Raw genomic sequence first — 20,282 nt, forward strand, 5'->3', positions numbered from 1 at the left:
CGATCACGCACGTACCGGAGGAGTCCGCCGGGCTCCGGTGGTCAGGCCTCGGCCTAGGATCGCCCCATGCCTACCCACCTCATCACCGGCGCCGGTTCCGGCATCGGGGCCGCTGTCGCCCGCCGTCTCCTGGAGCGCGGCGACGACCTCGTCCTGCTCGCCCGTGACGCCGGCCGCGCCAAGGAGTTCGCCGACCGCTACCCGGGCGCGCGGACCCTCGTCGGCGATCTCGGCAACCCCGACCGGCTCTCCTGGGCGTTCGGCCAGCAGCCCATGCCCGAGCGGATCGACACCCTGCTGCACATCGCGGGCGTCGTCGAGCTCGGGACCGTCGGCGAACTGACCCCCAAGGCCTGGCACTTCCAGCTCAACGCCAACCTCATCGCCCCCGCCGAGATCACCCGCCTCCTCATCCCGCAGCTCCGCGCCGCCCAGGGCCACGTCCTCTTCGTGAACTCCGGCGCCGGCCTCAACGCCCACGCCGGCTGGAGCGCGTACGCCGCGAGCAAGCACGGCCTCAAGGCGCTCGCCGACTCGCTGCGCCACGAGGAGCACGGCAACGGGGTCCGGGTCACCTCCGTCTACCCCGGGCGCACCGCCAGCCCCATGCAGGCCAAGGTGCACCAGCAGGAGGGCAAGGAGTACGACGCGGAGCGCTGGATCGACCCCGAGTCGGTGGCCACCACGATCCTGATGGCGATCGACCTGCCGCGCGACGCCGAGGTCAACGACCTCACGGTCCGCCCGGGCCGCTGAAGCTCTCCGTCCGCCCGGGCCGCTGACGCCCCGCGTACGCGGGGCGCGCGCGGCGGACCGTAGGCTTCCGGTGTGAGCGAGAAGAGCAAGTGGAGCGAGTGCCGGGCGACCGGGATCGGGTCGATGCCCGGGGGAGACGCGCGGGAGGCGGCGAAGACCGTCACCGGCTCCTTCGCCGAAGGCCAGGGCATGCCGTACCTGGCGGAGCTGCCGGCGCGCGGCCCCGGCGCGGACATGATCGGCCGGACCATCGGCCTGCTCGTCGAGATGTACGGGCACGTCGAGCCGAGCGGCTGGCGGATCAGCGACCGGCCCGGCCGCGACACCCGCCGCGCCCGCTCCTGGCTGGGGGAGGACCTGGACGCGCTGGAGGAGTTCACCCAGGGGTACGAGGGGCTGCTCAAGGTCCAGGCCGTCGGCCCGTGGACGCTGGCCGCCGCCCTCGAACTGCGCGGCGGCGAGGCCATGCTCGGCGACGCCGGGGCCTGCCGCGACCTGGCCGGTTCGCTGGCCGAGGGGCTCCGCGCGCACCTCGCCGAGGTGCGCCGCCGGATGCCCGGCGCCGAGGTGGTCCTCCAGCTGGACGAGCCTTCTCTCACCGCCGTCCTGCTGGGCCGGATCCGCTCCGCCAGCGGCTACCGCACCTACCGGGCCGTCGACCGCCAGATCGTCGAGTCGGCCCTGCGCGACGTCCTCGCCGCCACCGGCGAGGAGGGGACGGCGATCGTCCACTCCTGCGCCCCCGAAGTTCCCTTCGCGCTGCTGCGCCGGGCCGGGGCGGCCGGAATCTCGTTCGACTTCTCCCTCCTCACGGAGCGTGAGGAAGAGGCGATCGGGGAAGCGGTCGAAGGCGGCACCCAGCTGTTCCTGGGCGTGGTGCCCTCCACCGACGCGGCAACGACGGCATTGTCAGACCCGGGCGGTAGCGTCATGGGAGTCAGGACGCTGTGGAGCAGGCTGGGGCTGAATCCGGGGACTCTCGCCGAGTCCGTCGCGATCACCCCGTCGTGCGGTCTCGCGGGCGCGTCGCCCGCCTACGCCCGCACCGCGCTCGCCCACAGCGCCCGGGCGGCGAGGTCGCTCGCGGACAACCCTGAGTGACGGGGACGACGGGTAAACAGGAGGACGGGACCATGGCGGGCGAAGAGCGGGTGGAGCAGGAGAGCTCGGTCCCGGCGGACGCGCGGGAGGAGCACGCGCTGCTGGCCGAGCAGATCGAGGAGCACCGCTTCCGGTATTACGTGAAGGACCAGCCGGTCGTCAGCGACGCCGAGTTCGACCGGCTGATGCGCTCCCTGGAGGCCCTGGAGGAGGAGCACCCGCCGCTCCGCACCCCGGACTCCCCGACCCAGAAGGTCGCCGGGCCCTACCGTACGGAGTTCACCTCCGTCGAGCACGCCGAGCGGATGCTCTCCCTGGACAACGCCTTCGACGACGAGGAGCTGGCCGCCTGGGTCGACCGCGTCGCTAAGGAGACCGGCACCTCCGACCACCACTTCCTGTGCGAGCTCAAGGTGGACGGGCTCGCCGTCAACCTCACCTACGAGCACGGCCGGCTGACCCGGGCGGCGACCCGCGGCGACGGCCGCACCGGCGAGGACATCACGCCCAACGTCCGCACGATCGCGGAGATCCCGCACCGCCTGAAGGGCGACGGCGTCCCCGCGCTGGTCGAGATCCGCGGCGAGGTCTTCTTCCCGATGGAAGGCTTCGAGGAGCTGAACGCCCGGCTGGTGGCCGCCGACGACAAGCCGTTCGCCAACCCGCGCAACGCGGCGGCCGGTTCGCTGCGCCAGAAGGACCCGAAGGTCACCGCCTCCCGCCCGCTCCACATGGTGGTCCACGGCATCGGCGCCCACGAGGGCCTCACACTCGACCGCCTCTCCCAGGCGTACGACCTCCTCCACTCCTGGGGCCTGCCCACCGCCAAGCACAACAAGGTCGTCGACTCCCTCGCAGGCGTACGGGAGTTCATCGCGCACTTCGGCGAGCACCGGCACTCCGTGGAGCACGAGATCGACGGCGTCGTCGTCAAGCTCGACGAGATCCCGCTCCAGGGCCGCCTGGGCTCCACCTCGCGCGCCCCGCGCTGGGCCATCGCCTGGAAGTACGCCCCGGAAGAGGTCAACACCAAACTCGTCAACATCCGCGTCGGCGTCGGCCGCACCGGTCGCGTCACCCCGTACGCCCAGGTCGAGCCGGTCGAAGTGGCCGGTTCCGAGGTCGAGTTCGCCACCCTCCACAACCAGAACGTGGTCAAGGCCAAAGGCGTCCTCATCGGCGACACCGTGGTCCTGCGCAAGGCGGGCGACGTCATCCCGGAGATCCTCGGCCCGGTCGTCGACCTGCGCGACGGCACCGAGAAGCCGTTCGAGATGCCGACGCACTGCCCCGAGTGCGGTACGGAGCTGCGCCCGATGAAGGAGGCCGACATCGACCTCCGCTGCCCCAACGCCCGCACCTGTCCGGCCCAGTTGCGCGAGCGCGTCTTCTATCTCGCCGGGCGCAAGTGCCTGGACATCGACCACTTCGGCTATGTGGCCGCCGCCGCCCTCACCCGGCCCCTGGAGCCCGCCGAGCCGGTCCTGAAGGACGAGAGCGGCCTGTTCGACCTCACCATCGAGCAGCTGCTGCCGATCCGGGCGTACGTCCTCGACCAGGACAGCGGACTGCCCAAGCGCGACCCGAAGACCGGCGAGGAGAAGATCGCCACCGTCTTCGCCAACCAGCAGGGCGAGCCGAAGAAGAACGCGGTGGCCATGCTGGAGGGCATCGCCGCCGCGAAGGAGGCCCCGCTGGCCCGGATCCTCACCGGGCTCTCCATCCGCCACGTCGGACCGGTCGCCGCCCAGGAGCTGGCCCGCCAGTTCCGCTCCATCGACCGCATCGACGAGGCCACCGAGCAGGAGCTGGTCGACGCGGACGGAGTCGGCCCCATCGTTGCCGCCTCCGTCAAGCAGTGGTTCGCCGAGGACTGGCACCGCGAGATCGTCCGGAAATGGCGCGAGGCCGGGGTCCGGATGGCCGACGAGGGCTCCGACGAGGAGCAGGGCCCCCGCCCGCTCGAAGGCCTCACCGTCGTCGTCACCGGCACCCTCACCGGCTACACCCGGGACGGCGCGAAGGAGGCGCTGCAGAGCCTCGGAGCGAAGGTCACCGGGTCGGTGTCGAAGAAGACCGCGTTCGTGGTCGTCGGCGACAACCCCGGCTCCAAGTACGACAAGGCCATGCAGCTGAAGGTCCCCGTGCTGGACGAGGCCGGCTTCGCCGTCCTGCTGGAACAGGGCCCGGACGCGGCACGGGAGGCGGCCCTGCCGGTGCCGGAGCCGGCGGCGGCCGAGCCGGAAGCGGCCCCCGCCGAGCCGGAGGCTGCCGCGGAGTAGCGGCGCGTTCCGGCTCCCAGGCCTCTCGCGACCCGCACGCCACTCCCGGACATCCCCTGTTCGCCGTATCGAGACGACTCCGTGACGCGGCCCCGGCGTGGCGCGCCCCGGGAAGGGAAGAAACGGGGCAGAGGGGCGAAGAAAGGTCGGCCGGACCTCGAACGGCTCATCCACATCACCCGTTCGGCCCATAGCAGATGGTGACGGGTCGTCGGTTCGCCTTCGGCAAGAGCGGTGGAGCGCTGCCCCTGGACGCCTTTCGCGGCCTACTGTTGAGGGGTAGCGCCCGCCGGTCCGCGGCCGCCCGTCCGGGGCCGTGGGAGAAAGAGAGCGGGGGCCACCGAGGGACTTCGGCACCGCCGGCTGTGAGAGGGACGGAATGAAACCGACCGAGAGCGCCGCCCCGGTGTCGCGGCTGCAAGGTTTCGTCGGCCTCACGACCCCCGTGGGCGCCGCCGTCATCGCGATCGCCGCGTTACTGCTGGCGGTCGGCTTCTACCGGACCGTGCAGGACGGCCACGCCCTCTTCCCGGACGGTGCCGCGGGCTGGTCGATCGCCGTCCTCACCGGGATCATCGTCGGCCACCTGGTCGCGCTCGGCCGCGACCGCTGGTGGGGCGGGACCGGCTCCGGCGCCGCCCTCACCCTCGCCGTCCTGCTGCTCTACGGCTGGCTGCCCGCCGGACTGGTCAGCCTGGTCGTCGTGGTCCTCGTCGGAAGCGCCCGCAGACACCGCTGGTGGCAGGGGCTCCTGCACGGCGCGGTGGACATCCTCGGCATCGCGGCGGCGGCGCTCGTGCTGGCCGCGTTCGGTGTGGTGCCGACCGTGGAGCGGCCCTGGCTGCCACTCGACTGGGGTATCGCCGCCGTACCGGAACTGCTCCTGACGGCGTCGACGTATCTGCTCGTCACCCGGGTCCTGCTCTGGTACGCGGGAGCTCCGCAGAACGGCGGGCTGCCGACCATCGCCCGCACCGCCCTGCTGCGGCAAGGGCTCGTCGCCGTCGCGCTGCTCGGCCTCGCCCCGCTGATCTGCGTCGTCGCGATGTCCATGCCCGTCGTCCTGCCGCTCTTCGCGGTCCCGCTGATCGCCCTGGACTCCACGCTCTGGATCGCCCGCGCCCGCGCCGAGGAGCAGCTGCGCGACCCGCTGACCGGCCTGCCCAACCGCCAGTGGCTGCTGGAGCGGACCTGGTCGGCGCTGGAGGACGCGGAGAGCGTCGGCACCCGGTCGGCGCTGGTCCTGATCGACCTGGACCGCTTCCGCGCCGTCAACGACACCCTCGGCCACCTCGCCGGGGACCGGCTGCTGCTCCAGATAGCGGAACGCCTCCGCCTCGCCCTGCCGCCCGGCGCCGAGGCGGCCCGGCTCGGCGGCGACGAGTTCGCCGTACTCCTGCCGCAGGCCGACTCGACCACCAGCGCCCAGCGGGTCGCCCGCCACCTGGTCGCCGAACTGTCCTCGCCGCTCGACCTGGACGGCCTGGTCCTCGTGCTGGAGGCCAGCGCCGGGGTCGCCGTCTATCCGGACCACGCGCTGGACGCCGAGGGGCTGCTGCGCCGCGCGGACGTCGCGATGTACCAGGCCAAGCGCGACCGTACGGGCGTGGAGGTGTACGAGTCGAAGCGGGACAGCAACACCCCCGACCGGCTCGGCCTGCTCGGCGATCTGCGCCGGGCGCTGGACGCGGGCGACGTCGAGCTGCACTACCAGCCCAAGGTCCGCTTCGACGGCCAGGTCGCCGGCCTGGAGGCGCTGGTGCGCTGGGTGCACCCGGAGCGCGGCCGGGTCCCTCCGGACGAGTTCATCGCCATCGCGGAGTCCTCCGGGCTGATGCCGCACCTCACGGAGTACGTGCTGGAGACGGTGCTCGCGCAGGTCGCCCGGTGGCGCGCGCAGGGCCTGTTCGTGCCGGTCGCGGTCAACGTCTCGCCGCGCGACGTCCACACCCCCGGTTTCGCGGGCGGGGTCGCCGCCCGGCTCGCGAGGCACGGCGTCCCGGCCTCGGCGCTCCAGCTGGAGATCACCGAGCACGTGCTGCTGGAGGACCCGCAGCGGGCCGCCGACACCCTGGCCGGGCTGACGGCGCACGGCGTGAAGATGTCCCTGGACGACTTCGGTACGGGGTACTCCTCCCTCGTCCATCTGCGCCGGCTGCCGGTGAGCGAGCTGAAGATCGACCGCTCCTTCGTGGCCCGCCTCGCCCTGGACCACGAGGACGGCGAGATCGTCCGCTGCACGATCGACCTGGCACACTCGCTCGGCCTGGTCGTCGTCGCGGAGGGCGTCGAGGACGACGAGACCTGGGAGCGGCTGCGGGACCTGCGGTGCGACGCGGTGCAGGGCTGGCTGGTGGCGGCCGCGATGCCGCCGCAGGAGACGACGGCCTGGCTCCGGGCGCGCGGCGAGCACGGCTGGCGCCGCCCGGCCGAGCTGGAGGCCCAGGCGGCGGCCGCCCCGGCGAACGGCAAGCCGAACGGCAAGCAGCACCCTCACGGACGTACGGTCTCGGGCCCGGCGACGGCCTGAGGCACGGCCCGGGCCCGTAGCCGTAAAGCCGGAACCTCGCACCGAAAAGGTCCGAAACGGGTGGGCCGATCGGGGTGGGGTACCCGGACTCAGGGGACCCCATAGGATTGGGGGTCGGTGGCACATTTCCACCTGCCGCGCGACGCCTGGCACGCACGCTCGCCGCGTTGCCGAAACGCCCACGTGGCTCCGCCACGAGGGCGCTCCGGCGCCTTGCGATCGCACGCACCATACGCCGCGCGGCCCGTCCTTCGGACGGACGGTGGAAATGTGCCACCGACCCCCAGCCAAAACCACACACCAACCCCTGAGGATCGCTGCATGCCTGGCATCACGCGCGAGGAGGTCGCCCACCTCGCCCGGCTGGCGCGTCTGGAGCTGAAGGGCGAAGAGCTCGATCACTTCGCCGGTCAGCTCGACGACATCATCGGCGCGGTCGCCCGCGTCTCCGAGGTCGCCGACCAAGACGTACCGCCGACCTCCCACCCGCTGCCGCTGACCAACGTCATGCGCGCGGACGAGGTCCGTCCGTCGCTCACCCCCGCGCAGGCGCTCTCCGGCGCCCCGGCCCAGGAGCAGCAGCGTTTCAAGGTGCCGCAGATCCTGGGGGAGGACTAATCACCATGACGGACCACAGCACCATCATCAAGCTCACCGCGGCCGAGATCGCCGCGAAGATCGCCTCCGGCGAGCTGACGGCCGTCGAGGTCACCGAGGCCCACCTGGCCCGGATCGACGCCGTCGACGAGAAGGTCCACGCCTTCCTGCACATCGACCGCGAGGGCGCCCTCGCCCAGGCCCGTGCCGTGGACGCCAAGCGGGAGGCGGGCGAGAAGCTCGGCCCGCTGGCCGGCGTCCCGCTCGCGCTGAAGGACATCTTCACCACCAAGGACATGCCGACCACCGTCGGTTCCAAGATCCTTGAGGGCTGGGTCCCGCCGTACGACGCCACGCTGACGCAGAAGCTGCGCGCCGCCGACGTCGTCATCCTCGGCAAGACCAACATGGACGAGTTCGCCATGGGGTCCTCCACCGAGAACAGCGCCTACGGCCCCACCGGCAACCCCTGGGACCTCACCCGCATCCCCGGCGGCTCCGGCGGCGGCTCCTCCGCCGCCCTCGCCTCCTACGAGGCCCCGCTCGCCATCGGCACGGACACCGGCGGCTCGATCCGCCAGCCGGCCGCCGTCACCGGCACGGTCGGCGTCAAGCCCACCTACGGCGGCGTCTCCCGCTACGGCATGGTCGCCTTCTCGTCCTCGCTCGACCAGGGCGGGCCCTGCGCCCGTACGGTCCTGGACGCGGCGCTGCTCCACGAGGCCATCGCCGGGCACGACCCGCTGGACTCGACCTCCATCGACGCCCCGGTCCCGCCGGTCGTCGAGGCCGCCCGCAACGGCTCCGTCCAGGGCATGCGCGTCGGCGTCGTCAAGCAGTTCCGTGGCGAGGGCTACCAGGCCGGCGTCCTCCAGCGCTTCGACGAGTCGGTCGAGCTGCTGAAGTCGCTCGGCGCCGACATCGTCGAGCTGGACTGCCCGTCCTTCGATCTGGCGCTCTCCGCGTACTACCTGATCGCGCCCTCCGAGTGCTCCTCCAACCTGGCCCGCTTCGACGCCATGCGCTACGGCCTGCGGGTCGGCGACGACGGTACGAAGTCGGCCGAGGAGGTCACCGCGCTCACCCGCGAGGCCGGCTTCGGCGACGAGGTCAAGCGCCGCATCATCCTGGGCACGTACGCGCTGAGCTCCGGCTACTACGACGCGTACTACGGCTCGGCCCAGAAGGTCCGCACCCTCATCACCCAGGACTTCGAGAAGGCCTTCGAGCAGGTCGACGTGATCGTCTCCCCGACGACGCCGACCACCGCCTTCCCGATCGGCGAGCGCGCCGACGACCCGATGGCGATGTACCTCGCGGACCTGTGCACCATCCCGACCAACCTGGCCGGCAACTCCGCCATGTCGCTCCCCTGCGGCCTGGCCCCGGAGGACGGCCTGCCGGTCGGACTGCAGATCATCGCCCCCGCCATGAAGGACGACCGGCTCTACAAGGTCGGATCCGCCGTCGAGGCGGCGTTCGTGGAAAAGTGGGGGCACCCGCTGCTTGAGGAGGCTCCGTCGCTGTGAGTGCCATGGCAAAGAAGGCCAGTAACTTCAAGAAGTCCAAGACCGGGCTGTACGTCGCGCTCGGCAGTACCGCGTTCGGCGCGATCAGCGTCGCCAAGCAGGCGAAGCTCGCCCGCCACGACAACGACGTGCTGCGGCTCGTCGACGCGGCCGTCTCCGCGGCCGCCATCGTCACCGGACTCGCGATCCTCTATCGCGAACTGAAGCGTCTCGGCGACGACGACGTCCTGCTGGGCTGAGAGGGAAAAGTTTCACCGTGACTGTCACTGACCTGGTGTCGTACGAGGACGCGCTCGCGTCCTACGACCCCGTCATGGGCCTCGAAGTCCATGTCGAGCTCGGCACGAAGACGAAGATGTTCTGCGGCTGCTCCACGGAGCTGAAGCAGGACGCCAACTCCCAGACCTGCCCGGTCTGCCTCGGACTGCCCGGCGCGCTGCCGGTGGTCAACGAGATCGGCGTGGAGTCGGCCATCAAGATCGGTCTCGCGCTCAACTGCGAGATCGCCGAGTGGTGCCGCTTCGCCCGGAAGAACTACTTCTATCCGGACATGCCGAAGAACTTCCAGACCTCGCAGTACGACGAGCCGATCGCCTTCGACGGCTATCTGGACGTCCAGCTGGAGGACGGCGAGATCTTCCGGGTGCAGATCGAGCGCGCCCACATGGAGGAGGACACCGGCAAGTCGACGCACGTCGGCGGTGCCACCGGCCGTATCCACGGCGCGTCCCACTCCCTGCTCGACTACAACCGGGCCGGCATCCCGCTCATCGAGATCGTCACCAAGCCGATCGAGGGAGCCGGGGCGCGTGCGCCGGAGGTCGCCAAGGCGTACGTCGCCGAGCTGCGCGAGCTGATCAAGGCGCTGGGCGTCTCCGAGGCGCGCATGGAGATGGGCCAGATGCGCTGCGACGTCAACCTGTCGCTGCGGCCCAACGGCACCGAGACGTTCGGCACCCGCTCCGAGACGAAGAACGTGAACTCGCTGCGTTCCGTCGAGCGGGCCGCGCGCTTCGAGATCCAGCGCCACGCCGCCGTGCTGTCCTCGGGCGGCACGATCGTGCAGGAGACCCGGCACTTCCACGAGGAGGACGGCTCCACCACGGCCGGCCGCATCAAGGACAACGCCGAGGACTACCGCTACTTCCCCGAGCCGGACCTGGTCCCCGTCGCGCCCGCGCGCGACTGGGTCGAGGAGCTCCGCAAGGGCCTCCCCGAGCTGCCCCGGCTGCGCCGGGCGCGGCTCAAGGAGGAGTGGGGCGTCTCCGAGCACGACATGCAGTCCATCCTCAACGCGGGCGCGGTCGACCTGATCGTCGCCACGATCGAGGCGGGCGCTCCGGCGGACCAGGCCCGCAAGTGGTGGATGGGCGAGCTGGCCCGCAACGCCAACGAGACCGGCCGCGGCCTGGACGAGCTGCCGATCACCCCGGCGCAGGTCGCCCGGGTGGCCGCGCTCGTGGCCAAGGGCGACCTCAACGACAAGCTGGCACGCCAGGTCATCGAGGGCGTCCTCGCGGGCGAGGGCGACCCGGACACCGTCGTCGAGAAGCGCGGCCTGAAGGTCGTCTCGGACGAGGGCGCGCTGTCCACGGCCGTGGACGAGGCCATCGCGGGCGACGCGGCCATCGCGGACAAGATCCGCGGCGGCAAGGTCGCGGCGGCGGGCGCGCTCGTCGGCGCGGTCATGAAGGCCACCCGCGGCCAGGCGGACGCGGCGCGCGTGCGCGAGCTGATCCTGGAGAAGCTCGGCGTCGAGGGCTGACCACCTCATCGTCCCCGAAGGGGCGGTGTTCCCGTACGCACCTGCGTACGGGAACACCGCCCCTTCACCCATCCTGAGAGAGCGTCCTGAACACCGTCACCGCCGAGCTCGTCTCCTTCGCCCTGCTCCTGGGCGTGCTCGCCTTCGCCGTCGTACGCCCCCGGGGTCTGCCGGAGGCGACCGTCGCCGTGCCCGCCGCCGTCCTCGTGGTGGCCGTCGGCGCGGTGTCCTGGCCCGAGGCCCGGGAACAGGTCGGCGAGCTGCTCCCCGTCGTCGGGTTCCTCGCCGCGATCCTCGTACTGGCCCAGCTCTGCGCCGACGAAGGGCTCTTCCGGGCCGCCGGTGACCTGGTGGCCCGCGCCTGCCGGGGGCAGACCCGGCCGCTGCTCGGCGGGGTCTTCGTCGTCGCCTCGCTCATCACCGCCGTCCTCAGCCTGGACGCCACCGTCGTCCTGCTCACCCCGGTCGTCCTCGCCACCGCCGCCCGGGTCGGCGCGCGGCCACGCCCGTACGTCTACGCCTGCGCGCACCTCGCCAACTCGGCCTCCCTCCTGCTCCCCGTCTCCAACCTGACCAACCTCCTGGCGTTCACCGCGAGCGGCCTCTCCTTCACCCGGTTCGCCGCGCTGATGGCGCTGCCGTGGCTGGCCGCGATCGCCGTGGAGTACGTGGTGTTCCGGCGCGCGTTCAAGGCCGACCTGGCCGCCGGGGCGCACGCGCCGGACCCGGAGGCCGAGCGCACGCCCGTACCCGTCTTCACGCTCGTCGTACTGGCGCTGACCCTGGCCGGATTCGTCGTCACCTCGTTCGAGGGAGCCGAGCCGCTGTGGGCGGCGCTCGCGGGAGCGGCGGTGCTCGCCGTACGGGCCCTCGTCAAGCGCGAGACCACGCCCGTCGCCGTCGTCCGCTCGGCCAACCCGCTGTTCTGCCTCTTCGTCCTCGCACTCGGCGTCGTCGTCAAAGCGGTCGTCGACAACGGCCTCGGCGACGGCATCGCCGCCCTCCTGCCCGACGGCGACACGCTCCCCGCGCTCCTCGGCGTCGCCCTGGTCGCCGCGCTGCTGGCCAACCTGATCAACAACCTGCCCGCGATCCTCGCCCTGCTCCCGATCGTCGCGGCGGCCGGACCCGGACCGCTGCTCGCCGCCCTGATCGGGGTGAACATCGGCCCCAACCTCACCTACGTCGGATCGCTCGCCACTCTCCTCTGGCGCCGCATCCTGCACGCCCACGGGGACGCCCCGGAGCTCGGCCAGTTCACCCGGCTGGGACTCGCGACCGTACCGGCGACGCTGCTCGCGTCCACCCTCGCGCTCTGGGGGTCGCTGCACCTCATCGGGGCATAGGCCGCCGCTTGGACTTCTCGTCCGACCTCTTGGACGTTCACCACCGGGCCGTACGCAGTCCTTCCGACCGCCACCTGCGCTGACTAGCTTCCCGGCTGTAACCCACCGATACCCGGGAGGCTCCTTTGACCACGGACATGTCACGGCGGCGGCTCTTCGCCCTCGGCGGAGGCGCGCTCGGCGCCGCTGCGGCCGGATCGTTCCTGCCGCCGTCGCTCCAGGCAGCCATCGCCGCGCAGCCCGCCCACACGGCGGGGTCCGGCGGGCTCGGGGCCATCAGGCACGTGGTGATCCTCATGCAGGAGAACCGTTCCTTCGACCACTACTTCGGCACCCTGCGCGGTGTCCGCGGCTTCGGCGACCGTAACGCCATCGAGCTGCCCACCGGCGGGACCGTCTTCGAGCAGCCCGGCGCCTCCGGCACCACCGTGCTGCCGTTCCCGGTGCGCGGCGCGGCCGAGGAGCAGAAGAAGGACCTCCAGTACATCGGCGCCCTCGACCACTCCTGGAGCGGCGGCGCGAAGGCCTGGGGTGGCGGCTGGATGAACGGCTGGATCAGCGCGAAGACCGCGGCCACCATGGCGTACTACGACCGCCGGGACATCCCGCTCCACTACGAGCTGGCCGACACCTTCACCGTCTGCGACGCCTACCACTCCTCCATCCACACCTCCACCAGCCCCAACCGCAACCACCTCTGGAGCGGGAAGACCGGCTACGAGGCGAACGGGAAACGGGCCGTCGGCAACGACGCGTACAACGAGGGCAGCCATCCCGGCTACGACTGGTCGACGTACGCCGAGCGGCTGGAGAAGGCGGGCCGCAGCTGGCGGACGTACACGGAGTGGGAGAACTTCACCGACAACCAGATCGAGTTCTACGCCACCTTCAAGGCCATCGCCCGCAAGGCTCTGGCCAGGACCGGCGGCCCTACGTACATGGAAGCCTTCTACGCCAAGGTGCGCGGCGCGTCCGAGGCCGAGCGCACCCGGCTCCTCGGGCTGCTGGAGGAGGGCGTCGCGACCCTCACGAAACAGGAGCGGAGCCTGTTCGAGCGCGGGCTGCGCCGGGTGCCGACGGGCACGCTGGCCGACGAGTTCGCCAAGGACGTGGCGGCCGGGACGCTGCCGGAGGTCTCCTACCTGGTGCCCTCGGCCATCGACTCCGAGCACCCGAGCACCTCGTCGCCGGTGCACAGCGCCACCATCGTCTACAAGATCCTGGACGCGCTCGGCAGGCACCCGGACGTCTGGCGCCACACCGCCGTACTGATCAACTACGACGAGAACGACGGCTTCTTCGACCACGTACCGCCGCCCGTCGCCCCGCCCGAGGTGACCGAGGAACAGTGGGAGGGCCGACCGACCGGCCTCGGCATCCGGGTGCCGCTGCTCGTCGTCTCGCCGTGGACCGTCGGCGGGTACGTCTGCTCCGAGGTCTTCGACCACACCTCGGTCATCCGCTTCCTGGAGCGCTGGACCGGCGTGAAGGAGCCCAACATCGGCGACTGGCGGCGCCGCGTCACCGGCGACCTCACCTCCGCCTTCGACTTCACCCGGCCGCGCCGGAAGCCCGCCGTCCAGGCGCCCGGCCCGATCCCGCCGCTCAGCGGCCGCTGGCAGCCGAGGCCCCCGTCGGTCCAGCACCTTCCCGAACAGGAGCCCGGCGTACGCCCGGCGCGCCCGCTGCCGTACCAGCCGGACGCGCAGGTCAGGCGGGCGGACGATGGTGGCCTGCGGGTGGAGCTGGGCAACAGCGGCCGGTCCCCGGCGCACTTCACGCTCTATCCGTACGCCGGTGAGTTCGCGGCCCCGCTCCACCAGGATGTCCGGGGCTCGGGCCGCTGGACCGTCCCGCTGACGGGGGAGGCGTACCGCTTCACCGTCACCGGGCCGAACGGCTTCCGGCGCGAGTTCGCCGGACCGGCCCAGGGCGGCGCCGAGGTCACCACCCGCATCGACACCCGCGACCGCGACGTGCACCTCACCCTGCGCAACACCGGCCGCCGTCCGCTGACCTTCCTCGTCCGGCCGCTCGGCTACGTCGACGAGGACGACCTGCACGACTGGGTCCGCCGCGTCACCGTCAAGCCGGGCCGCCACCGTACGGTCGTGCACTCCGCGGCCGACGCGCACGGCTGGTACGACCTCGCCGTCACGGCCGACGGCGAGGACGGCTTCCGGCGGCGGCTCATGGGGCACATCGAGAACGGCCGGGCGAGCGTCTCCGGCTGAGCCCGCCGTCAGCGGATGTCGCCTGGGGGTGTCGCATGGGATGTCGCATGGGGTGTCGCATGTAGGGAACAGATCAACTCCTGTGACCATGGCCACGAAACGGACAAAGGATCACTTTCTGCTGAGAGAGTGGCGGTCCAGGTCATGCGACGTTTGCGGGCAGATCACGTCATCTGCGGGTAAAGGTCCACGAACCCGCAGGGAGCTCGTCCGTTGGCTGCCATCGCCCGCTGGTGCATCAGGCACCGCCTTCTCGCCGTCCTCATCTGGCTCGCCGCCCTCGGCGGTACGGCCGCCGCGGCGGGGTTCGCGGGCTCCGCGTACTCCAACGACTACGAGGTGCCCGGTACGGAGTCCGGCCAGGCCACCGACCTCCTCTCGCGCGGCTTCACCGATCTCGGCGGCGACACCGACACCGTGGTCTGGCACACCACCGGCTCCACGGTCCGGGCCGCCGACGTCGAACAGACGATGACCCGCACGCTGCACGCGATCGACGCGCTGCCCGGCGTCGGCGCGGTCACCGGCCCGTACGGCGCCGAAGGCACCGGCCAGATCAGCGAGGACGGCCGCACCGCCTACGCCACGGTCACCTTCGACCGCCCCGCCGACGAGATCCCCGCCTCCCAGGCACAGGCCCTCGTCGACACCGCGAAGGAAGCCGAGGCGGACGGGCTCCAGGTGGAGCTCGGCGGCACCGCCGTCGCCCTCACCGAGGCGCCCTCCGCCCACATCGCCGAGGCGGTCGGCGTCGCTGTCGCGGCCGTGGTCCTCTTCCTCGCCTTCGGCTCGCTCGCCGCCAGCCTGCTGCCCATCGCCACCGCCCTGGTCTCCGTCGGCACCGCCTACGCGGGCATCGTCCTGCTCGGCCATGTGATGACCGTGGCGGACTTCGCACCGATGCTCGGCATGCTCATCGGGCTCGGCGTCGGCATCGACTACGCGCTCTTCATCGTCACCCGGCACCGCAGAGGGCTCCGGCGCGGCATGTCCGTCGACGAGGCGGCGCAGAACGCCGTCACGACCACCGGACGCGCTGTCGTCTTCGCCGGGGCCACCGTCTGCATCGCCCTGCTCGGCATGCTGATCCTGCGGCTCAGCTTCCTCAACGGCGTCGCCATCGCCGCCTCCCTCACCGTCGTCCTGACCGTGGCCGCCTCCGTCACCCTGCTGCCGGCCCTCCTCTCCCGCATCGGGATGCGAGCTCTCAGCCGCCGCGAACGCCGCCGGCTCGCCGAACACGGCCCCCGCCCCGACCTGCCCACCGGCTTCGCCGCCCGCTGGTCCGCCTTCGTCGAGCGCCACCCCAAGCTGCTCGGCGGGATCGCGGCCGTCGTCATGACCGTCCTCGCCCTGCCGGCCCTCGGCCTCCACCTCGGCACCTCCGACCAGGGCAACAACCCGGCCACGACCACCACCCGCCAGGCGTACGACCTGATCGCCGACGGCTTCGGCCCCGGCGTCAACGGCCCGCTCACCATCGCCGCCCAGCTCGACGGCGCCGACGACCGGCTCGCGCTGGACTCGCTGCCCGAGACGCTCCGTACCACCGAAGGCGTCGCCTCGGTCAGCCCGGTCACGTACAACAGCAGCGGCGACACCGCCTTCCTCACCGTCGTCCCCGACTCCGCGCCCCAGTCGCAGGAGACCAGCGAGCTGGTCGACCGCATCCGGGAGGACGTGCTGCCGCCGGTCACGGACACCAGCTCGCTGGAGACGTACGTCGGTGGCGTGACCGCGAGCTACGACGACTTCGCCGAGATCATCGTCGGCAAGCTGCCGCTCTTCGTCGGGGTCGTCATCGGTCTCGGCTGCCTGCTCCTGCTGCTCGCCTTCCGGTCCATCGGCATCCCGGTCAAGGCCGCCGTCATGAACGTGGCCGCCGTCGCCTCCTCCTTCGGGGTCGTCGTCGCCGTCTTCCAGTGGGGCTGGGGGAGCGAGCTGCTCGGCCTCGGCAGCGCCGGGCCCATCGAACCGTTCCTACCGGTGATCATGGTCTCGGTCCTCTTCGGCCTCTCCATGGACTACCAGGTCTTCCTGGTCGGCCGGATGTACGAGGAGTGGCTGGAGACCGGCGACAACCGGCGCTCGGTCCGGGTCGGCCTCGCCGAGACCAGCCGGGTGATCAACTCCGCCGCCGTGATCATGATCTCCGTCTTCCTCGCCTTCGTGCTCAGCGGCGACCGGGTGATCGCGATGTTCGGCATCGCGCTGGCCACCGCCGTCGCCCTGGACGCCTTCGTCCTGCGCACCCTGCTGGTGCCCGCCCTGATGCACATGCTCGGCGGCGCCAACTGGTGGCTGCCGGGCTGGCTGGACCGCCGGCTGCCCCGGATCAGCATCGAGCCGCCCGACACCGTGGTGGATCATGCGCGGATCCCGGAGGCGCGCGTCACGGGGGAGGGCGTCGCGCCGGCGGAGGAGGAGCACGATGGTCGCCGTATCCCTGGGTGAGGACCTGGGCCAGGAAATGGGTGAGGAGATGGGCGAGGACCTGGCCGGCGACCGGCGTGACGAGCGGGACGGCTCCGCGGTATGCGGCTGGGGCCCGCCGCCCAGGGCCGTGGCCTGATCACCCGGGTCGCCGAGCGGCGGCGTTAAGGGGGCTCTCATCCGGGGCCCCTAGCGTGCGGCACATGAACACCACCCCCTCCAAGACGACCGACCTCTCCAAGACGGCCGCACCGGCCGACGACCCCGAGAAGAGCACCGCCGACGCCGTCACGGAGGACACCACCGCGACCACCGGGCCGGACGGGACTCCGGTGGCCTCGGACCCCTTCGACGAGGCCGAGGCTCTCGACGGAGCCGAGGGCGACGACCTGGAGCCCGACGCCTTCACCGGGGCCCGCCACGGCGTCGGCGCGGGCGCCACGGCCGTGGTCTCCGCCGCACTCGGCATCGTCGCGCTGACCGGCGCCTGGTCCGGCCGGGTCGCCGCCGAGCGCGAGACCTTGCTGGGCCAGATCCAGACCGCGGGCGGCTCCAACGCGGCCCAGCAGATCTCCGAGATCTACGGCGACGCCTGGCACGCCACGGCCCTGGTCAACGGCGTCTTCGCGGTGCTGGCCCTGCTCGTCGGGGCCTTTGTCCTGGCCCGCCCGGCCTTCGGCACCCCCGCCACACGGCCGCAACCCGCCTGGATCCGGGCGGTCGCGCTGGCCGGAGTCGCGCTCGGCACCCTCGGCGTACTGATCTCGGCGGGCATGTACTTCGACCTGTTCCTCTCGCTGCCGGTCGCGGGCACACCGGCGGGCTGAGCCCGTGGAGCGCCTCGTGTGCGGTCCGGGCCCGCAGCGGCGGCCGCCCGGACCGTCAGCGCCCGGGCGGCCCGTCCGGGGCCGGCTCCGCCTCCGGGGCGCGGACCGTCACCTTGCCGGAGGTGAGGTCTATCGGGCCGCGGGCCGGGTCGCCGGCGGCCACGTCCACCCGGCTCAGCTCCAGCCGCTTCCGCTCGTCGTTCGTGTGCTTGCGGCCCGGGGCGAAGAGCTCCTCGAAGAAATTGAACACGGTCGTGCTCCCTCCGGCATGGTGCGCGGGTGGCAAATACGGGTGTCCGCCTACTCCACTTCGACCAGCAGGATCCTGTCGTCTCCCGGCTTCGGCTCTCCCCGGCCGTCCGTATTGCTGGTGACCAGCCAGAGCCGGTCGCCGCCCGCGCTCACCACGGTGCGCAGCCGGCCGTGCTTCTCCTCCAGGAACGCCTGGGGATCCGCCAAAGGTTCCTTCGCCCGGTCACCGGAGAGCGGGATCCGCCAGAGCCGCTCGCCGCGCAGCCCGGCCATCCAGATCGAGCCCTCCGCGTACGCGATACCGCTCGGCGAGGCCTCGGAGGTCTTCCACTGGGCCACCGGGTCGATGAACCCGTCCTCGCCCTCCTGCCCCTCCACCTCGGGCCACCCGTAGTTGCCGCCGGGCTCGATCAGGTTCAGCTCGTCCCAGGTGTTCTGGCCGAACTCGGCCGCCCACAGCCGCTTCTGCGCGTCCCAGGCGAGCCCCTGCACATTGCGGTGCCCGTACGAATACACCACCGAGTCCGCCTCCGGATTGCCGTGCACCGGCTCCCCGTCCGGAGTCATCCGCAGGATCTTGCCCGCCAGCGACTCCTTGTCCTGCGCGAGCCCGGTGTCCCCGATCTCGCCGGTGCCCGCGTACAGCATCTTGTCCGGGCCGAACGCGATCCGGCCGCCGTTGTGGATGTTCCCCTTGGGGATGCCGCGCAGGATCGTGTCCGGGGCGCCGAGCTGCTGCCCGGCCGGGCGCTTCTCGTCGTAACTCATGCGGACGATGCGGTTGTCGGAGGTGGTGGTGAAGTAGGCGTACACCCATCCGTCCGCCGCGAACGTCGAGGAAACCGCGAGGCCCAGCAGGCCGCCCTCGCCCGCCGGAGAGACCCCGGGCACCGAGCCGAGCAGGGTCTGCTTCCCGTTCTCGCCGTCGATCCGGTGGATCGTGCCCTCGTCGCGCGAGGCGACCAGCAGGTCACCGCCCGGCAGCGCGGTCAGCCCCCAGGGTGACTTCAGCTCCTCGGTCAGGGTCGAGACGACCTTCGCCGAGCCCTTGGCGGGCGGCAGATCGGCCGACCGACCCGGCGACGGCGAGCCGGAGCCCGGAGAGGCGGCGGTCGGCGAGGCCGCCCCCGTACCGGACGAGCCCTCCTCCCCGCCCGTGGAGCACGCGGCGGACAGGACCAGCGAGGCCGTCGCCAGCGCGGCCACCACCCCCCTGCGCACTGCGGGGGACCGACCTGACCCGAACACAGCACCGCGCACTGAACCGATCCTCTCGACGGCTGCCTGAACTCTCTGCCCGTACTGCCTGCTACCTGTTCCTACACCGCGACCGCGCCAGGAGTTCCCGGTGCGGTCCATTGTCCCGCTATCTCCCGCTGTCCCGCTATCTCCCGCCCGGCGCCCCGCTCAGTCCCAGGACCCGCGCGCCCGGGGCAGCCCGGCGATCTCCGCCAGGTCCGCCGCGTCCAGCTCCACCTCCGTGGCCTCGGCGTTCTCCACCGCCCACCGCTCCCGCTTCGTCCCCGGCACCGCCACCACGTGCGGGCCCTGCCGCAGCACCCACGCCAGCGCCACCTGGGCCACGCTCGCGCCGCGCCGCTCCGCGATCCGCCGCAGCCCGGCCACCACCGGCTGGTTCGCCGCCATCATCTCGGCGGTGAACCGGGGATGCCGGGCCCGTAGGTCCTCGGGCTCGAAACCCTGGCCCGGCTTGAGCGTCCCGGTCAGATAGCCGCTGCCGAGCGGCATCGCGGCGAGTACCCCGACCCCGCGCGCCGCACACCACGGCAGCAGCTCCTCCAGCGCCTCCGGCGACCACACCGACAGCTCCGCCTCGACCGCGCTGACCGGGAAGACCTGCTGGATCCGCTCCAACTGCCGGATCGTTCCCGCATGCGGCCCGGCGCCCGACCTGCGCGGCGCGCGCGCCCCGACCGCGCACAACCCCAGCGAACGGACCTTGCCCGCCGTCACCAGCTCCGCCATCGCACCCCAGGTCTCCTCCACCGGCACCTCCGGATCGGCCCGGTGCAGCTGGTAGAGGTCGATCACATCGGTCTGGAGGCGCCGCAGCGAGGCGTCGCAGGCCCGGCGTACGTAACCGGGGCGGCCGTTGGCGACGATGTGCTGATCACCCACCAGGAGCCCGCACTTGGTGGAGAGGAACGCCTCCGACCGCCGCCCCTTCAGCGCCCGGCCCACCAGCAGCTCGTTGGTGAACGGCCCGTACATGTCCGCGGTGTCGAGCAGCCGGACCCCCGCGTCGAGCGCCGCGTGCACCGTACGCACCGAGCGGTCACCGAGCTGCTGCGAAGCGCTGTACCCCCAGCTCATCGGCATACAGCCCAGACCGACCGCGCCCACGGCGAGCCCCGACGCCCCGATAGTCCTGCGCTCCAACTCCCCGAACCCTCCCTCGTTCCCGCGGTCACGGGGCCGTACCGCACCCCAAACTAGGGCCTCTCGTTTGGATCATGCCGGGCTCGCGGGGTCCGGTGCGCGCATCTGCGGCGTTGTCGTCAATCACCAACTTCCCCAAGCTCTCGGCTTCGCTCGAGCAGGGGAGACCCCATTGCGTTGCCTCAATTCTCCGCCTTGCAGCTGCACGCACCGGACCTCGCTCCCTGATC

The 20,282-nt window shown here is 72.0% G+C and carries 16 protein-coding genes; 13 read left to right on the forward strand and 3 right to left on the reverse strand.

Annotated features, from left to right (window positions below; translation table 11 throughout):
- The first annotated feature begins 66 nt into the window (after window positions 1-66).
- The 13 genes from ACQP09_RS26535 (at window position 67) to ACQP09_RS26595 (ending at window position 17,400) form a co-directional block, all read left to right on the forward strand.
- Complete coding sequence (locus ACQP09_RS26535; protein WP_326703357.1) at window positions 67-756, forward strand: SDR family oxidoreductase; 690 nt, start codon at window positions 67-69, stop codon at window positions 754-756.
- 72 nt (window positions 757-828) lie between these two features.
- Window positions 829-1,857 (forward strand): methionine synthase, encoded by a 1,029-nt coding sequence (locus ACQP09_RS26540; RefSeq protein ID WP_433403949.1) that lies wholly within the window; start codon window positions 829-831, stop codon window positions 1,855-1,857.
- A 32-nt stretch (window positions 1,858-1,889) separates the two neighbouring features.
- Window positions 1,890-4,139: an NAD-dependent DNA ligase LigA gene (gene ligA / locus ACQP09_RS26545; protein ID WP_433403952.1), complete on the forward strand. Its 2,250-nt coding sequence runs from the start codon at window positions 1,890-1,892 to the stop codon at window positions 4,137-4,139.
- Between the two features lie 379 nt (window positions 4,140-4,518).
- On the forward strand, window positions 4,519-6,669 hold the full coding sequence (locus ACQP09_RS26550) for a putative bifunctional diguanylate cyclase/phosphodiesterase (RefSeq protein WP_433403955.1): 2,151 nt from the start codon (window positions 4,519-4,521) through the stop codon (window positions 6,667-6,669).
- 321 nt (window positions 6,670-6,990) lie between these two features.
- Entirely contained in the window at window positions 6,991-7,287 is a 297-nt protein-coding gene (gene gatC / locus ACQP09_RS26555) for an Asp-tRNA(Asn)/Glu-tRNA(Gln) amidotransferase subunit GatC (RefSeq protein ID WP_003966094.1), read from the forward strand.
- Between the two features lie 5 nt (window positions 7,288-7,292).
- Window positions 7,293-8,795, forward strand: a complete 1,503-nt coding sequence (gene gatA / locus ACQP09_RS26560; RefSeq protein ID WP_317817224.1) for an Asp-tRNA(Asn)/Glu-tRNA(Gln) amidotransferase subunit GatA — start codon at window positions 7,293-7,295, stop codon at window positions 8,793-8,795.
- A 5-nt stretch (window positions 8,796-8,800) separates the two neighbouring features.
- Entirely contained in the window at window positions 8,801-9,034 is a 234-nt protein-coding gene (locus ACQP09_RS26565) for a hypothetical protein (protein WP_326707662.1), read from the forward strand.
- A gap of 17 nt (window positions 9,035-9,051) precedes the next feature.
- Window positions 9,052-10,560 (forward strand): Asp-tRNA(Asn)/Glu-tRNA(Gln) amidotransferase subunit GatB, encoded by a 1,509-nt coding sequence (gene gatB, locus ACQP09_RS26570; protein ID WP_433403958.1) that lies wholly within the window; start codon window positions 9,052-9,054, stop codon window positions 10,558-10,560.
- Between the two features lie 86 nt (window positions 10,561-10,646).
- Window positions 10,647-11,906, forward strand: a complete 1,260-nt coding sequence (locus tag ACQP09_RS26575; protein ID WP_433406769.1) for an SLC13 family permease — start codon at window positions 10,647-10,649, stop codon at window positions 11,904-11,906.
- Between the two features lie 125 nt (window positions 11,907-12,031).
- Window positions 12,032-14,140: a phosphocholine-specific phospholipase C gene (locus ACQP09_RS26580; RefSeq protein WP_433403961.1), complete on the forward strand. Its 2,109-nt coding sequence runs from the start codon at window positions 12,032-12,034 to the stop codon at window positions 14,138-14,140.
- Window positions 14,141-14,353: 213 nt separating this feature from the next.
- Window positions 14,354-16,594 carry an MMPL family transporter gene (locus ACQP09_RS26585; protein WP_433403964.1) on the forward strand — a complete coding sequence of 747 codons (2,241 nt, stop codon included), beginning with the start codon at window positions 14,354-14,356 and terminating at the stop codon, window positions 16,592-16,594.
- The gene (locus ACQP09_RS26590; protein WP_433403966.1) at window positions 16,572-16,712 is read left to right on the forward strand and encodes a hypothetical protein; all 141 of its coding nucleotides are present in this window, start codon (window positions 16,572-16,574) and stop codon (window positions 16,710-16,712) included. The genes ACQP09_RS26585 and ACQP09_RS26590 overlap by 23 nt, the downstream gene beginning before the upstream one ends.
- Window positions 16,713-16,776: 64 nt before the next feature.
- Window positions 16,777-17,400, forward strand: coding sequence for a hypothetical protein (locus tag ACQP09_RS26595; RefSeq protein ID WP_433403969.1), 624 nt, complete (start codon window positions 16,777-16,779; stop codon window positions 17,398-17,400).
- A gap of 55 nt (window positions 17,401-17,455) precedes the next feature.
- Here the strand turns inward: ACQP09_RS26595 and ACQP09_RS26600 are convergent, their stop codons facing one another.
- The 3 genes from ACQP09_RS26600 to ACQP09_RS26610 form a co-directional block, all read right to left on the reverse strand.
- Window positions 17,456-17,650 (reverse strand): DUF6191 domain-containing protein, encoded by a 195-nt coding sequence (locus ACQP09_RS26600; protein WP_432150416.1) that lies wholly within the window; start codon window positions 17,648-17,650, stop codon window positions 17,456-17,458.
- A gap of 50 nt (window positions 17,651-17,700) precedes the next feature.
- The gene (locus ACQP09_RS26605) at window positions 17,701-18,912 is read right to left on the reverse strand and encodes a PQQ-dependent sugar dehydrogenase (protein WP_432150417.1); all 1,212 of its coding nucleotides are present in this window, start codon (window positions 18,910-18,912) and stop codon (window positions 17,701-17,703) included.
- Window positions 18,913-19,059: 147 nt separating this feature from the next.
- The gene (locus ACQP09_RS26610; protein WP_433406770.1) at window positions 19,060-20,016 is read right to left on the reverse strand and encodes an aldo/keto reductase; all 957 of its coding nucleotides are present in this window, start codon (window positions 20,014-20,016) and stop codon (window positions 19,060-19,062) included.
- Window positions 20,017-20,282: the final 266 nt, after the last annotated feature.

Source organism: Streptomyces sp. CA-146814, from assembly GCF_050942385.1.
Lineage (GTDB): Bacteria > Actinomycetota > Actinomycetes > Streptomycetales > Streptomycetaceae > Streptomyces.